Raw genomic sequence first — 14,320 nt, 5'->3', positions numbered from 1 at the left:
TTGGTTGGGGTCGCTCTTGGAGGCCTCCCCCCCTCCGGGGGGGGGCGTTCCCCCCCCCCGCGATGAGGCCACCCGGTCTAACACTCTGTTGAAGGTAGCCTCCTGAATGCCCTCCAACCTCGCGTCCCGTCTACCTTCTATCGATACCTTGTTGCGCCACCCCGCCAACCACCCATTGATCGACCGCTATGGCCGCGATGCAGTCCTCGCCACACTGCGCCAGCTGCTCGACGACCTTCGTGAGCCCGCTCACCAGGGACAGTTAGGCCCATCCGAGTTGGCACTCCCGGTGTTAGCCGGCCGCGCTGGCGAACGGCTTGCAGCCCAACACCGCAGCCAGGTACGACGGGTATTCAACCTCACCGGCACGGTACTGCACACCAACCTTGGCCGGGCGCTGCTACCCGAAGAAGCCATCGACGCCGTGCAGATGGCTGCACGCTACCCACTCAACCTCGAATTCGACCTGGGCACCGGCAAGCGCGGTGATCGCGATGACCTGATTGAAGGCTTGATCCGTGAGCTGACAGGCGCCGAGGCGGTCACAGTGGTCAACAATAACGCCGCGGCCGTATTGCTGGCGCTCAACAGCCTGGGCGCGCGCAAGGAAGGCATCATCTCCCGTGGCGAACTGATCGAGATCGGTGGGGCCTTCCGTATACCGGACATCATGGCCCGGGCCGGGGTCAAGCTGCATGAAGTCGGTACCACCAACCGCACCCATGCCCGCGACTATGAAGCGGCCATCGGTCCGCGCAGTGGCCTGCTGATGCGCGTGCATTGCAGCAACTACAGCATTCAGGGCTTCACCACCCAGGTCGCGACCGCCGAGCTTGCGCAACTGGCGCACCGCCACAGCTTGCCCCTGCTTGAAGACCTCGGCAGCGGCAGCCTGCTCGACCTGACCCGCTGGGGCCTGCCCGCTGAACCGACAGTGCGCCAGGCGCTGGCCGACGGGGCGGATATCGTCACTTTCAGCGGCGACAAGCTGCTCGGTGGCCCCCAGGCCGGCATCATCGTCGGGCGCAAGGAACTGATCAGCAAGATCAAGAAGAACCCGCTCAAGCGCGCACTGCGGGTCGACAAACTGACCCTCGCCGCGCTGGAAGCGGTATTGGGGCTGTACCGCAACCCGGATCAACTGGCTGACCGCTTGCCCAGCCTGCGCCTGCTGACCCGGCCGCAGGCCGACATCCTCGCCCAGGCCGAACGCCTGGCGCCGGAACTCAGAAAGGTAGTTGGCACACAGTGGGACGTCACGGCAGTACCGGCACTGAGCATGATCGGTAGTGGCAGTCAGCCTGTCGCGCGTTTACCCAGTGCCGCCTTGTGCCTGCGCCCGCAACTCTCACGGCGCTTGCGCGGTCGCAGCCTGAGAGAACTGGAAGAGGCCCTGCGAAAGTTGCCGGTTCCGGTGCTTGGGCGCATCGATGACGATGCCCTGTGGCTGGACCTGCGCCAACTGGATGACGAAGCCGGTTGGCTGGCGCAATTGCCCGCGTTGCAGTTGATGGAGGCGCTGAGGTGATTGTCGGCACCGCAGGCCACATCGATCACGGCAAGACTTCATTGCTCGAAGCCCTGACCGGTCAAGTCGGAGATCAGCGTCGGGAAGAGCGTGAGCGGGGCATGACCATCGACCTCGGTTATCGCTACGCCAGCCTGGAAGCGGGGGCGCCGTTGACCGGCTTTATCGACGTACCGGGGCACGAGCGATTTATCCACAACATGCTCGCCGGGGCCCAGGGTATCGACCTGGTGATTCTGGTGGTCGCCGCTGATGACGGGGTAATGCCGCAGACCCGCGAACACCTGGCCATTGTCCAGTTGCTGGGAATTCCCCGGGCGTTGGTGGCCATCAGCAAGTGCGACCGGGTAGAGGCAAGCCGGGTGCGCGAGGTGCAGGCGCAAGTCAGCATCCTGCTGGCGGCCGGTCCCTATGCGGGGGCGATGCAGTTTCCGCTGTCCAGCGTCACCGGCGCGGGCGTCGATGCCCTGCGTCAGGCATTGATTGAAGCCCAGGGTGAGATCCGCGAGCGCAGCCGCCGGGGCGGTTTTCGTCTGGCCATCGATCGCGCTTTCGCGGTGGCGGGAGCGGGCATCGTGGTGACCGGTACCGCGCTCGATGGCCAGGTGCAGCTGGGCGATACCTTGGCGCTGGGCAAGCTCGGCAAAGCGGTGCGGGTCCGTGGCCTGCATGCGCAGAACCAGGCGGTGGCCGAAGCGTGGGCGGGGCAGCGGGTGGCGTTGAATATCAGTGCCGAGCGCCTTGAGCTTGCGCAGATTCACCGCGGTGACTGGTTGCTCGCCGAGTGGCTGCATGGGCCGACGCAACGGGTGGATATCGAACTGCACTTGCTGGCCAGTGAAATCCGCAGCTTTACCCATTTCAGCCCGGTGCATGTGCACCTGGGTACCCAGGATGTCAGTGCGCGGGTGGCCTTGCTGCAGGGAGAGCTACTGCTCCCCGGTGGGCGCATGTTTGCCCAGTTGCAGCTCAATGCGCCGCTACAGACGGTGCACGGCGACCGTCTGGTGCTGCGCGATCACAGCGCACAACGTACCCTCGGCGGTGGCCGGGTGCTTGATCCGTATGCCCCGGCGCGGCAACGTCGAAGCGAGGCGCGCCTGGCGCAGTTGCAGGCGCTGGCCAGTGGTGACAGCCTGGAGCAAGCCTTGCCCGCGCTGCTGAGCAACGATGAGAGCGGGCTTGATCCGCAACGCCTGGAGCGGCAGTTCAATCGCTTGCGCAGCAGCTGGAACCTGCCCGCCGATGTGCAGGTCGTCGCCACACGTCAGGGGCCGTTGCTGTTCACCACGGCTCGCTGGCAAGCACTGAAGCAGGCAGTGCTGGAGCAACTGGCGCAATTTCATGAGCAGGAGCCGGACCAGCTTGGTCCCGACCGTGATCGGCTGCGCCGCTTTGCCGCCTTGCCCCTGGAGCGTTCGGCGTTTATCAGCCTGCTCGATGAGCTGCTTGCCAGTGGAAACATCCTGGGCAGTGGCCCTTGGCTGCACTTGCCTGATCATCAGGTGCGTCTTAGCGAGGAAGATGAAGCACTGTGGCTGCAGTTGCAGCCGCTGCTTGCACAGGGGCAGTTCGATCCGCCCTGGGTGCGTGATATGGCCCGTTCAGTGGCGCAAGATGAGGCGCAGGTACGCTTGCTGCTGCGCAAACTGGCGCGCTTGGGGCAGGTGCACCAGGTGGTCCGCGATCTGTTCTATCCTGAAGCCACTCTGCGACAAATGGCAGCTATGCTCTTGCAGCTGGCCAGCGACGATCCGGTAGTGCAGGTAGCCGCGTTTCGTGATGTGCTGGGTATTGGCCGCAAACGCAGCATTCAGGTGCTGGAGTATTTTGACCGTATCGGCCTGACCCGACGCATGGGTGACCGGCGTCAGGTGCGTGCCGACAACGCCCTGGCACAATCGCCAGGGCACTGAGTTCAAGGAAGGCAATCGCGCCCGGTGGCGCGGCCGGGCTTCAAACCCGGTTGGGGACGGCAGCCGTTCCCGGGCAGGTTCGACTCCCGCTGCCTTCCGCCATTTTCTACTGCACCCGCTCCCCGCACAGGTCCAGGGCGAACCAGTGCTGTGCCGTCGCCGCATCCAGCCCGGCGCCCAGTAATGCAAACAACTTGGCCAGCGCCGCTTCGCGGGTCATGCCCCCGGCGGACACCAACCCGGCATCGCGCAGTCGACTGCCCGCCGCATAGGTATCGAACATCACGCTGCCTTGCGGACACTGGCTGATGGCGACAACAAGCACACCGCGTCGGCGCGCATCAGCCAGGACCTGGAGCAAGGTCTCGTCATCGGACGGGCCGGTGCCGCTGCCGTAGCATTCGAGTAGCAAGCCCATCACACCGCTGTCGATCAGCGCTCGCACATGCGCCGCCTGCAGCCCCGGAAATACCGGTAGCACCGCCAGGTTCACCGGTGTGCGAGGCTGGCAATAGGTGAGGACCGCTGGAATCTGCCCGGCCCGTTGCCCCTCACGATGACGAGGGAGCGCGGCAAAGGCATCGAATGCTTCGCTGCGCAACTTGCTGGCGCGGGCGCCATGCAACAGCTGGCCGGCGAAATACAGGTGCACGCCGTTGTCGATACCGGCCTCGAACAGGCGCAAGGCCCCGCACAAATTATCCCAGGCATCGCTGTTCGGTGCGCCAGCAGGCAGCATCGAGCCGGTCAGCACCACCGGTACGTCGAGCCCGAGCAACAGGAAGGACAAGGCTGCGGCGCTGTAGGCCAGGGTGTCAGTGCCATGCAGTACCAGGATGGCGTCGTGGCCATCCTGTTTCACCGCTTCGACAATCGCATCGCGCATCGACAACCAGTTGGCCTGCTGCATGTTGGCGCTGTCGAGCAACGGCGACAGTTCACGCATGTGCCAGGCGATGCCCGGCGACTGTGATTGGGTCGCCAGGTAGTCGCGCATGCGCGCCTCGAAACCACCGGCCGGCGCCAAGCCTTGCGGTGTTTCGAGCATGCCGATGGTGCCCCCGGTGTAGAGCACCAACAGGTTCTTTACGGCGCGCATTTCAGTTCTGCGGCTGCACAGTGGCAGCGTTGACTTCGGCCTTGGCCTCGGTCGCCGGTTTCGCTGGCCAGGCTTGCAGGTCCAGATCCAGGTCGCTGAACTTCGACGCATCAAACACCGGCTGCTTGATCCCCGCCTTGCGTTGCTCGTCGTAGTCGCGCATCACCCGCAGGCCGATCTTGAACAACAGGGCCAGGGCGATCAGGTTAACGAAGGCCAGGCAGGTCATGGTGATGTCGGCGAAGGCAAACACGGTGGACAGGTTCTGCACCGAGCCCCAGACGATCAGCGCCAGGACCAGGGCGCGGTAGCCCAGCAGCACCAGACGGTTGCGGGTGAGGAACTGCAGGCTCGTTTCACCCAGGTAGTAGTTGTAGAGGATGCAGGTGAAGACGAACAGCGACAGCGCCACGCTGACGAACAGGCGACCCCAGTCACCGACCACAGCGGCCAGGGAGTTCTGGGTGAGCACGATGCCGTCACCTTCGAAGCCCGGGGTGTAGAAGCCGGACAGCAGGATCAGCAGTGCGGTACAGGTGCAGATCACGAAGGTATCGAGGAACACGCTGAAGGCCTGGACCACGCCCTGCGCGCCCGGGTGTTTCACCGCCGCCACGGCGGCAACGTTCGGCGCACTGCCCAGGCCCGCTTCGTTGGCGAACACGCCACGTTTCACGCCCATGACAATGGCGCTGCCGAGCAGGCCGCCAAAGGCCGGATCGAGGCCGAAGGCGCTCTTGAAGATGGTTTCCAGCATGGCCGGGACGTGTTCGATCTGGCTGCCGATCACGTACAGGGTTACGCCGATATAGGCCAGGGTCTTGACCGGCACCAGCAGGTCGGAAACCGCAGCGATACGCTTGATGCCGCCGAGGAACACGATCGCCAGCAGCACGGCCAGGGCGATACCGCTGTGCTCAGGCGCGAAGCCGAAGGCGTTCTGCAGCGAGTGGGTCACGGTGTAGGACTGCAGGCCGTTGAAGGCAAAGCCGTAGGTCACCAGTAGCAGCAGGGAGAACACCACGGCCATGGTCTTGAGCTTCAGACCGTGCTGGATGTAATAGGCCGGGCCGCCGCGGTACAGGCCGTCGCCGTCGGCGCGCTTGTAGACCTGGGCCAGGGTGCATTCGAAAAAGCTGCTGGACATGCCCACCAGGGCCGTGACCCACATCCAGAACACCGCGCCAGGGCCGCCGAGGGTAACGGCGATACCGACACCGGCGATGTTACCGGCGCCGACGCGGCCGGCCAGGCTCAGCATCAGGGCCTGGAACGAACTCAGCTGGCCAGCCTGGCCGTGCAGCGATTCCTTGAACACGCTGAACATGTGGCCGAAATGGCGGAACTGGACAAAACGCGAGCGGATAGTGAAATAACCGCCGAGTCCGACGATCAGCACGATGAGGAGTTTCCCCGAGAGGAAATCGTTGAGTGCTTCGAGCATGGAGTGACCTCGATTCTTATTCTTTGCATGAAAGACAACTGAAGCGGCGCCGGTGCGCCGCATCCTTGGCGCGCATGGTTGGCCAAGATAAATATGGTTACAATTTCGCGGGTTGCTCTGAGTTGATGCTACTTGATGCTAAACTGGCGCCTATCGCATCACCTGGAACGACGCGCATGAGCGAAAATCTCGGCACCAACCTCAAACTCGCTTGCAGTCACTACCGCTCTATTTCAGAGGTTTGCCGGCAGCTGTCGATCAACCGGGCACAGTTCAACAAGTACCTGAGTGGGCAAAGCCAGCCGACGCCGTTCAATCTCAAGCGCATCGGTGATTTCTTCGGTGTCGAGGATTACGAGCTTGGCCTGCCGCCTGAGCAGTTCGCCCGGCTGATTGGTGCGCGCAATCCGGCGACCGTCACCACCGCGCAAGAAGATCCGCTCAGTGAACTGCTGCGGCCACTGCGCGAGCAGAGCGGTAACCTGTCGCGGTATTGCGGTTACTACTTCGAGTACTCCAACTGCATGTCGGTACCCGGCTCGATCCTGCTGTCGCTGGTCCACCTGCGTGAGGAGCGCGGCACCTTCCTGTTCGAGCGCCAGGAGCGTCAGGAACGCTCCAGCAGCACCGATGTGCAGGCCGAAGACTGGGTGCGTTGTCGTTACTTGGGCGCGGCGTTTCAGTTGCAGGACCGCTTGTTTCTCATCGACTACGAGTCACTGACGGTCAACGAGATGAGCCAGACCATCCTGATCCCCAGCTTCAAGAACCGCATCACCCGCTTGAACGGGCTGAAAACAGGGGTGTCCAGCGGCGACCGGCGCACGCCGGCCTGTACCCGGGTGGTCTGGGAGTTCCTCGGAACCGAGATTAACCGCATCAGCGCCTATCGCCAGGTGAAGCTCTATCGCCCGGACGATCCGCGCATCGACGACGATGTGCGCGAGCGCCTGAGTGTCGGGCCTATCAGTAACGGCCTGTTCGAGATCGAGTGATCACGGCTCGCCGATGATGAACTCGGTGATGGTTTGCGCCACCTGATCCGCTACCACCGGTGTCGTGCGCAGGTGTGCGGCAATGCCGTGGTCGCAGTTGGAGAGCAACAGGCATTCCAGATGCGGGGGCGGAACCGACTTGAGCAGGGTGCGGGTGACTTCTTCCGGGATCGGGCTGTAGCGCTGCGCACCTGCCAGCCACAGTGTGCCAGCCGACGTGCCGGCACCTTGGCCGTGCGTCTGCGAGTTCAGCCCGTCGAACTCACCCAGTACCAGCAACACACGGCCCTGGAACTGGCGCAGGAATTCAAAACTGTCACAGTCCATAAAACCATAAGGCTTGCTGATGGCCGCCTTGAATGCCGGGCCGAAGGGCGCAACGTGGGCGCTATCCGGGTAGACCGCGGGGCAGATGAGGATCAGCTTATCCACAGCCGGTTGCTGTGCCGCCAGCTTCAAGGCAATGGATGCCCCCAGGCTATGCCCTATCAAGGTCTGGCAACGCGCCGCGATATGCCGGTGAAAGCGCCGGGCTTCTTCAAGATTGGTGAGCAGCGAAGGTTCCAGCGCACCAGGTTCGCTGGCAAGGCTGTGGCCTGACAGGTTGGCGGTCAGTGAGCCGATACCTGACGCCTGTAGCCGGTAGAGCAGGGGATTGAGCCGGGTGAAGTCCGATTGTGCCCCACCAACGACAAACAGCGGCGGTGCGCGCTCTACGTCGGGGACCAGCAGTCGGGCCTGTTGCTGATAGTGGTCGAAGGTTTCGCTGATGAACCGTTCCGTACCAGGACTGGGCTCATCGTATTGCCACGCTGATCGTTGCGTTGAAGCCGCTTCTAGTTCCATGGACACCGCTTTGAGAAGCCGAGGATGCGCATACCGGGCGCATTATAGGCCGTTTGCCGACGTACGTAGATAAGGGCCGCGTTGGACTTCCCTAGCCGGAAAACGCAAAATGTGCCTTTGCCCTCAATCAATCTGATCGGACCTGTTGACTCTATGCGAATGCGCCTGATGCTGTTGGGTGGTGGAAGTGCCCTCGGGCAAGCGCTGATTCGACTCGGGGCCGAGGAAGATATCGGCTTTCTGGCACCGCGTCCGCCAGAGCACGGCTGGGATCCGGCCAGCCTCACCCAGTTGCTGGATGACACCCGCCCCGACGCCTTGGTGAACCTGGCGTACTACTTTGACTGGTTCCAGGCCGAAGCCGTCAGCGAAAAGCGCCTGGCGCAGCAGGAACGCTCGGTAGAGCGCCTGGCTGAGTTGTGCCAGCACCACAACATTATCCTGGTGCAGCCGTCGAGCTACCGGGTATTCGATGGTTCGCGGGCCACGGCCTACAGCGAAAAGGACGAGCCGGTACCCCTGGGCCTGCGCGGCCAGGCACTCTGGCGGATCGAACAGAGCGTCCGCGCGACCTGCCCACAGCATGTCATGTTGCGTTTCGGCTGGTTGCTCGACGAGAGCATCGATGGCGTGCTCGGGCGCTTCCTGACCCGTGCCGAACAGCCTCAGGAATTGCTCCTGGCCGATGACCGCCGCGGCAACCCGACGCCGGTAGACGACGCTGCCCGGGTGATTCTTTCGGTGCTCAAACAGCTTGATTGCGCCGCGCCGCTGTGGGGCACCTATCACTACGCCGGCAACGAAGCCACGACGCCGCTGGCGCTTGGTCAGGCTATCCTCAGTGAGGCGGCGCAGCTGCACAAACTGGCGGTCACCGCGCCGACGGCGCAGGCCCATGCCGCGCGCCCGGATGCCAGTGAAGAACCGCAGCATGCGGTGCTGGCCTGCAAGAAAATTCTGCACACTTTCGGTATCAAACCCCGCGCCTGGCGTTCGGGTTTGCCACCTCTACTGGATCGATTCTATCGTCATGGCTGATTCCCCCATTCTGATCACCGGTGGCGCGGGCTTTATCGGTTCACACCTGAGCGATGCGTTACTGGCACAAGGTTATGCGGTACGGATCCTCGATGATCTGTCCACCGGCAAGCCTGCCAACCTGCAAATGGACAACCCAAGGCTTGAGCTGATCGAAGGCGATGTCGCCGACGGCGAGCTGGTCAAGCGCGCGGCCGCAGGCTGCCAGGCCGTTGTACACCTGGCCGCCGTTGCGTCGGTACAGGCTTCGGTGGATGACCCGGTGAAAACCCACCAGAGCAACTTCATCGGCACTTTGAATGTTTGCGAGGCCATGCGCGTCAATGGCATCAAGCGTGTGCTGTTTGCCTCCAGCGCGGCAGTCTATGGCAACAACGGCGAAGGCCTGGCCATCGAAGAAGACGCGCCCAAGGCGCCGCTTACACCCTATGCCGTGGACAAGCTGGCCAGTGAGCAATACCTGGACTTCTATCGTCGTCAGCATGGTCTGGAGCCGGTGGTGTTCCGCTTCTTCAACATCTTCGGGCCACGCCAGGATCCGTCCTCGCCGTATTCGGGGGTGATCAGCATTTTCTGCGAGCGTGCCCTGAGCGGGCAGCCGATTACCCTGTTCGGTGATGGCGAGCAGACTCGCGATTTCCTCTACATCGGCGATCTGGTCGCGGTGATGGTCCAGGCCCTGGCGTTGCCGGAGGTTGAAGAGGGTGCAATCAATATCGGCCTGAACCAGGCCACTTCGCTTAACCAGTTGCTGGCTGCGCTCAAGTCAGTGCTGGGCGACTTGCCAGCGATCAGATACGGGCCAGCGCGCTCTGGTGATATTCGCCACTCACGGGCGAACAACCAGCGGCTGCTGACGCGCTTTGACTTTCCCGCGCCGACGCCGTTGGCCGAGGGGCTGGCCTGGTTGTTGGGGCGCGGAAAGCATTGGGGGGAAAGCCCGCTCCCACAGGGATCATACAATTCCTGTGGGAGCGGGCTTGCCCCGCGATGTACCTCAAATGTTACTTCAGAACTTGTAACCCACACCGACCATGTAGACCCATGGATCGACGTCTACGTCGACCTTGGTCTTGCCGACGCCCAGGGCGCTCGGACCGTCCATGGTGGCCTTGGTGTCGATGTCGACGTACCAGACCGCGGCGTTGACCAGGAAGTGTTCGTTGATCATGTAGTCCATACCCAGCTGACCGGCCAGACCGAACGAGTCTTTGACTTTCAGGTTGCTGAAACCCTGGGCCTTGCGGTTGCTGTCCAGGTCTTCGTCAAAGAACATGGTGTAGTTCAGACCGATACCGGCATACGGCTGGAACTTCGAGCTTGGTTCCATCGGGTAGTACTGCAGCGACAGGGTCGGTGGCAGTTGTTTGATATCGCCCAGCTTGCCATCCAGGCCTGGGCCCAGGCCCTTGACGCCGACAGTGTGGTGGAACGGCGTGGCGGCCAGCAGCTCCAGACCGATGTGGTCGGTGAGCATGTAGGCGAAGGTCAGGCCCAGTTGGGTATCGCTATCCAGAGTCGCCTTGGTGCCGGACACCTTGGTGCCGTCGAGCTTGATGTCACTGCTGTCCTCGTTGGGATTAACAGTGATTGCGCCGGCACGCACGATGAAGTCGCCAGCCTGGTGGGCGTGGGCAACAGGGGCTGCGAGCGCCAAGGCGAAAAGCGAGGCGCTGAGCAAGGACTTGTTCATGGAAGCTCCCAGAGGACGTTTAGAATTGGTACGTCCAATGGTAAAGAGCCATTATTTTCGCGATTTGACCCAGCTCAATGAAAGCGTCAAAGCCATTGTGTGGGGCCAATCATTCTAGTTCATAGGCGTAGATTTTCTCGGCTTCCATCTGGTAGCCGGCGTCGGCCAGCTCACTGCTGGTGTTTTTCACCTGCATCCGGCCTTCGATCCAGTAGGGCTGGTAGAGGTCTTCGACCCTGACTCCCATCTCACTGACGATATGCACAATCTGGTTCGACGGTGGCGGCGGTACGTGGATGCAGGCGCCGTAGTAGGGCACCAGGAGAAACTCGGTGGTGCGGCCTTCTTCGCTGACCTCCAGCGGCACGATATAGCCCGGCAACTTCACCTGCTGGCCATCGAGGGCTTTGACCACCGGGGCGTTGGGCACTTGCTGGTGGGCGGCCGGGGCCGATTCGGCGGCCAGGGCATCGCTCAATTGCGACAGGTCGTGCAGCGGTGCGATCTGCGGCTGGACGATTGGCGCACCGGCGGGAATCAACTGCGGCCACTCCAGGGTGCGCGGCTCGGCCGCCCACAACGGCGTGGCTACCAGCAGCATTATCGACAGCAGAACACGAGGCATCACGAGTCTCATAAGTGAATGGACAGGCCATCGGCCAGGGACTGTCGATAGGCACGCCAGGCGGGCACGCTGCCCATCAGTAACGCAGCGCCGAGAATAATCGCCAGCAGACTCCATTCGTGGGCGCTTGGCCAGGCCAGGGGCAGGAACAGTCCGTAGTTGGCTTGTACATAACCCTGCGCAATGGTGATACCCAGGTACAGCAGGCCCAGACCCGCCGCGATGCCGACCACGGCCAGCGCCAGTGCCTCAAGCACCAGCAGCCCGGCGATGTGCCACGGACGGGCACCGACCGAGCGCAGGATGGCCATCTCCCGGCGCCTTTCATTGAGGCTGGTGAGGATCGCCGTGAGCATACCGATCAGCCCGGTCAGCACCACGAACAACGACACCACGAACAAAGCCTGCTCGGCAGTGCCCATCAGGCTCCAGAGTTCCTGCAGGGCTACACCCGGGAGGATCGCCAGCAGCGGCTCGTTGCGGTACTCGTTGATTTCGCGCTGCAGGCTGAAGGTCGAGATCTTGTTGTTCAGGCCCAGCAATACGGCGGTAACGGCTTTTGGCGTGAGGTCCAGGTTGCGCGCCTGCTCGGCGCTGATCCGTCCCGCCCCACGGGCCGGTACACCGTTGTGCCAGTCGATGTGAATCGCCTCCATGCCGCCGAGGCTGATATGCAGGGTGCGGTCCACCGGTGTGCCGGTGCGTTGCAACACACCGACCACAGTAAAGGGCTTGTCGTCATGCTTGACCAGGCTGATGGCGGCAACGCCATGGGCCAGCACCAGTTTGTCACCGAGCTTGTAGTGCAGGGCCTCGGCGACTTCGGCGCCGAGTACCACTTCGAACGGGTCGCTGGCGAATGCGCGGCCTTCGGCCAGTTGCAGATTCTGTTTACGGCCGTACTGATAGCGTTCGAAGTAACTGCTGTTTGTACCCATCACCCGATAGCCGCGATGGGAGTCGCCGAGTGAAATCGGAATCGCCCATTTCACTCGCTTGTCACTGGCGTAGTGCTCGTAGCTTTCCCAGCGGATGTTGTTGGTGGCATTGCCGATCCGGAACACCGAATACAGCAGCAGATTGACCGAGCCGGAGCGGGCGCCGACGATCAGGTCGGTGCCGCTGATGGTGCTGGCGAAGCTGGCGCGGGCTTCAGTACGCACCCGTTCTACCGCCAGCAGCAGGCACACCGACAGGGCGATGGCAAAGGCGGTAAGAAAGGCGGTGAAGCGACGGTTGGCGAGGCTCGCCAGGGCAAGACGGAGCAGGTACATCAGGCCTCCAGGTCGTTGGCTGGCAGCGCCGTGCGGTTGAGTTCGGCCAGTGACAACTGACGGTCGAACAGCGTGGCCAGGCTCTGGTCATGGCTGACGAACAGCAGGCTGGAACCGGCGTCGCGGCATTCGGCAAACAACAGGCGGATGAACGCTTCGCGAGTGTCGGCGTCGAGGGCCGAAGTCGGTTCGTCAGCGATCACCAGCTCGGGCTGACCGATCAAGGCGCGGGCAGCGGCAACGCGTTGTTGCTGGCCAATCGAGAGACTGTCGGCGCGGCGGGCGATCAGCGCCGGATCCTTCAGCCCAAGGTGGGCGAGCAGGCCGACGGCGGCCTGGTCGATGCTGCCGTGGCGCTCTACAGCGCGCTGGGCGCGGCTGCGTGAGAAGCGGCAAGGCAGCTCGACATTTTCCCGCACCGAAAGAAACGGCAGCAAGTTGAACTGCTGGAAGATGTAGCCGGTGTGATCGACCCGAAAGCGGTCGCGGGCGGCTTGTTTCAGCTCGCTCAGGTCCTGGCCGAGCAGGCGGATGCTGCCTCGGTCAGGTTGCTGTACGCCGCCGAGCAGGCCGAGCAGGGTGGTTTTGCCACTGCCGCTGGGGCCTTTGAGAAACAGCGATTCGCCCGCCTCAAGGCGCAAGGCGGGAATATCCAGCAGAGGGGCTTGGCCCGGCCAGGCAAAGCCCAGGTCGGTCAGTTCAATCAGTGCCTGGCTCATGGTGACGGGGCTTTCAGAGAGGGATTGAGGCGTGGGCGGCAGTGGCTTCAATGCCCTGCTGGCCATTCGGTCCGATCAGTTGTAGCTGAATTCTGCTGGTAGCGGGGAAGGCTTTGAACAGCGGGCTCAGGTCAAGCGAGGTGAGCTGCTCAGGTTTGTCGCAGTCGAAGGTGTAGTGAGCGTGAATTTCACTATGGCCATGTTCATCTTTTGCTGACGCCGGCTTATCGCCGAACAGTGGACTTTCCAGTTCCTGGGAGCTTTCACTGCAGTTGGCGGCTTTGGCCAGCGCAAACAGGGCGAGGGGATTTTCCAGTTGTTCACGCACGGCGGCGACTTTGGCCTTGTCGCTGTCGCTGGTAGCCGCGTGCTCAAAGCCGACCAGATTCATTGCCGGGCTTTCCAGCTCCAGCTCCAGCACTTTGCCTTCAAGTGCCACATTCAGACGGGCGACACCGTGTTCATGGGCGGCGAGGCTGCTATGCGCGTGGTCATGATCATGGTCGTGGTCCTCATGGGCGTGAGCAACGGCCAGAGGCAGCAAGGCGAACGGCAAGGCAAGGAACAGGCGACGCATGGGCAAGACTCCACGAGGGCACAGGAAATGTTTAGTTATGTTATAACAACTTGTTCTGTGGGTGCCAGTGTGCTTGGCGACTGATCGTCGGCGTGGGAGCATGGAGCCCGTCACTGAGCAGAGGAAACAACCGTGCGAATTCGTGGACATATCGGCGACTGGCCGGTGGATCTGACCCTGGAGCTGGACCCTGCGGAATGGGCGCACCTGGGTGGCCAATTGAGTGCGGTGGCACCGGTTGCGACGGCAGCGGCAGTGGCATCAGTGCCCAGCGCCAGGCCGGACGATGCGCTCTGGCTGGCGGCACGCGACGTGTTGCGCAAGGCCGGGCAACTCAATGGACCGGAGCTGCTTGAGCAACTGGAAGGGCTGGCGGGCAATACTGCGGCAGGTAAACGCTTGCTGGTGCGTTTGCGTCACAGTGCCGATGTGAAGGTGGAAAGCGGGGCGGATGCGCCGGTTTATCACTGGATTGGGTGAATGCTATCGCGGGGCAAGCCCGCTCCCACCGAGCAGTGTTGAATCCGGTGGGAGCGGCGGTGCGACGGTTCGACTTGCCCCGCGAA

The 14,320-nt window shown here is 62.7% G+C and carries 13 protein-coding genes, 1 tRNA gene and 1 pseudogene; 7 read left to right on the top strand and 8 right to left on the bottom strand.

Features of this window, described 5'->3' with window-relative positions:
* Nucleotides 1-106 precede the first annotated feature (106 nt).
* The 3 genes from selA (at nucleotide 107) to ACO6VD_RS19400 (ending at nucleotide 3,546) form a co-directional block, all read left to right on the top strand.
* The gene (gene selA, locus ACO6VD_RS19410) at nucleotides 107-1,528 is read left to right on the top strand and encodes an L-seryl-tRNA(Sec) selenium transferase (RefSeq protein ID WP_422421386.1); all 1,422 of its coding nucleotides are present in this window, start codon (nucleotides 107-109) and stop codon (nucleotides 1,526-1,528) included.
* Nucleotides 1,525-3,444 carry a selenocysteine-specific translation elongation factor gene (gene selB / locus ACO6VD_RS19405; RefSeq protein WP_422421384.1) on the top strand — a complete coding sequence of 640 codons (1,920 nt, stop codon included), beginning with the start codon at nucleotides 1,525-1,527 and terminating at the stop codon, nucleotides 3,442-3,444. Before selA ends, selB begins: the two co-directional genes overlap by 4 nt.
* Before the next feature lie 6 nt (nucleotides 3,445-3,450).
* Nucleotides 3,451-3,546 (top strand) — tRNA-Sec (locus tag ACO6VD_RS19400).
* A gap of 4 nt (nucleotides 3,547-3,550) precedes the next feature.
* Here the strand turns inward: ACO6VD_RS19400 and ACO6VD_RS19395 are convergent.
* The gene (locus ACO6VD_RS19395; protein WP_422421382.1) at nucleotides 3,551-4,543 is read right to left on the bottom strand and encodes an asparaginase; all 993 of its coding nucleotides are present in this window, start codon (nucleotides 4,541-4,543) and stop codon (nucleotides 3,551-3,553) included.
* Nucleotide 4,544: 1 nt separating this feature from the next.
* Nucleotides 4,545-5,987, bottom strand: coding sequence for an alanine/glycine:cation symporter family protein (locus ACO6VD_RS19390; RefSeq protein ID WP_422421381.1), 1,443 nt, complete (start codon nucleotides 5,985-5,987; stop codon nucleotides 4,545-4,547).
* Nucleotides 5,988-6,163: 176 nt separating this feature from the next.
* Here ACO6VD_RS19390 and ACO6VD_RS19385 point away from each other — a divergent pair, with 176 nt between their 5' ends.
* Nucleotides 6,164-6,982: a helix-turn-helix domain-containing protein gene (locus ACO6VD_RS19385; RefSeq protein WP_422421380.1), complete on the top strand. Its 819-nt coding sequence runs from the start codon at nucleotides 6,164-6,166 to the stop codon at nucleotides 6,980-6,982.
* Here the strand turns inward: ACO6VD_RS19385 and ACO6VD_RS19380 are convergent, their stop codons facing one another.
* Entirely contained in the window at nucleotides 6,983-7,828 is an 846-nt protein-coding gene (locus tag ACO6VD_RS19380; protein ID WP_422421378.1) for an alpha/beta hydrolase, read from the bottom strand.
* Nucleotides 7,829-7,981: 153 nt separating this feature from the next.
* Between ACO6VD_RS19380 and ACO6VD_RS19375 the strand changes: the two genes are divergently transcribed.
* Nucleotides 7,982-8,866 carry a sugar nucleotide-binding protein gene (locus tag ACO6VD_RS19375; RefSeq protein WP_400171227.1) on the top strand — a complete coding sequence of 295 codons (885 nt, stop codon included), beginning with the start codon at nucleotides 7,982-7,984 and terminating at the stop codon, nucleotides 8,864-8,866.
* Nucleotides 8,859-9,785 (top strand): annotated as a pseudogene (locus ACO6VD_RS19370) (NAD-dependent epimerase/dehydratase family protein); the annotation flags it as partial. The gene ACO6VD_RS19375 and the pseudogene ACO6VD_RS19370, both read left to right, overlap by 8 nt.
* 90 nt (nucleotides 9,786-9,875) lie before the next feature.
* On the opposite strand, the gene ACO6VD_RS19365 reads toward ACO6VD_RS19370, so the two are convergent.
* From ACO6VD_RS19365 to ACO6VD_RS19345, 5 genes are all read right to left on the bottom strand, one after another.
* Complete coding sequence (locus ACO6VD_RS19365; protein WP_400171229.1) at nucleotides 9,876-10,559, bottom strand: OmpW family protein; 684 nt, start codon at nucleotides 10,557-10,559, stop codon at nucleotides 9,876-9,878.
* 109 nt (nucleotides 10,560-10,668) lie between these two features.
* Nucleotides 10,669-11,184, bottom strand: coding sequence for a DUF3299 domain-containing protein (locus ACO6VD_RS19360; RefSeq protein ID WP_422421376.1), 516 nt, complete (start codon nucleotides 11,182-11,184; stop codon nucleotides 10,669-10,671).
* Nucleotides 11,185-11,192: 8 nt separating this feature from the next.
* Nucleotides 11,193-12,458, bottom strand: a complete 1,266-nt coding sequence (locus ACO6VD_RS19355; protein ID WP_422421374.1) for an ABC transporter permease — start codon at nucleotides 12,456-12,458, stop codon at nucleotides 11,193-11,195.
* A complete protein-coding gene (locus ACO6VD_RS19350) occupies nucleotides 12,458-13,177 on the bottom strand; it encodes an ABC transporter ATP-binding protein (RefSeq protein WP_422421372.1) in 720 nt (239 codons plus the stop codon). Before ACO6VD_RS19350 ends, ACO6VD_RS19355 begins: the two co-directional genes overlap by 1 nt.
* Before the next feature lie 13 nt (nucleotides 13,178-13,190).
* Complete coding sequence (locus ACO6VD_RS19345) at nucleotides 13,191-13,754, bottom strand: DUF2796 domain-containing protein (protein ID WP_422421370.1); 564 nt, start codon at nucleotides 13,752-13,754, stop codon at nucleotides 13,191-13,193.
* A 132-nt stretch (nucleotides 13,755-13,886) separates the two neighbouring features.
* Between ACO6VD_RS19345 and ACO6VD_RS19340 the strand changes: the two genes are divergently transcribed.
* Nucleotides 13,887-14,234: a hypothetical protein gene (locus ACO6VD_RS19340; RefSeq protein ID WP_422421368.1), complete on the top strand. Its 348-nt coding sequence runs from the start codon at nucleotides 13,887-13,889 to the stop codon at nucleotides 14,232-14,234.
* Nucleotides 14,235-14,320 lie beyond the last annotated feature (86 nt).

Source organism: Pseudomonas sp. GZD-222 (genome assembly GCF_049310525.1).
GTDB lineage: Bacteria > Pseudomonadota > Gammaproteobacteria > Pseudomonadales > Pseudomonadaceae > Aquipseudomonas.
The sequence above is the reverse complement of the archived record's forward strand: the minus strand, read 5'-3'. Positions and strand labels throughout refer to the sequence as shown.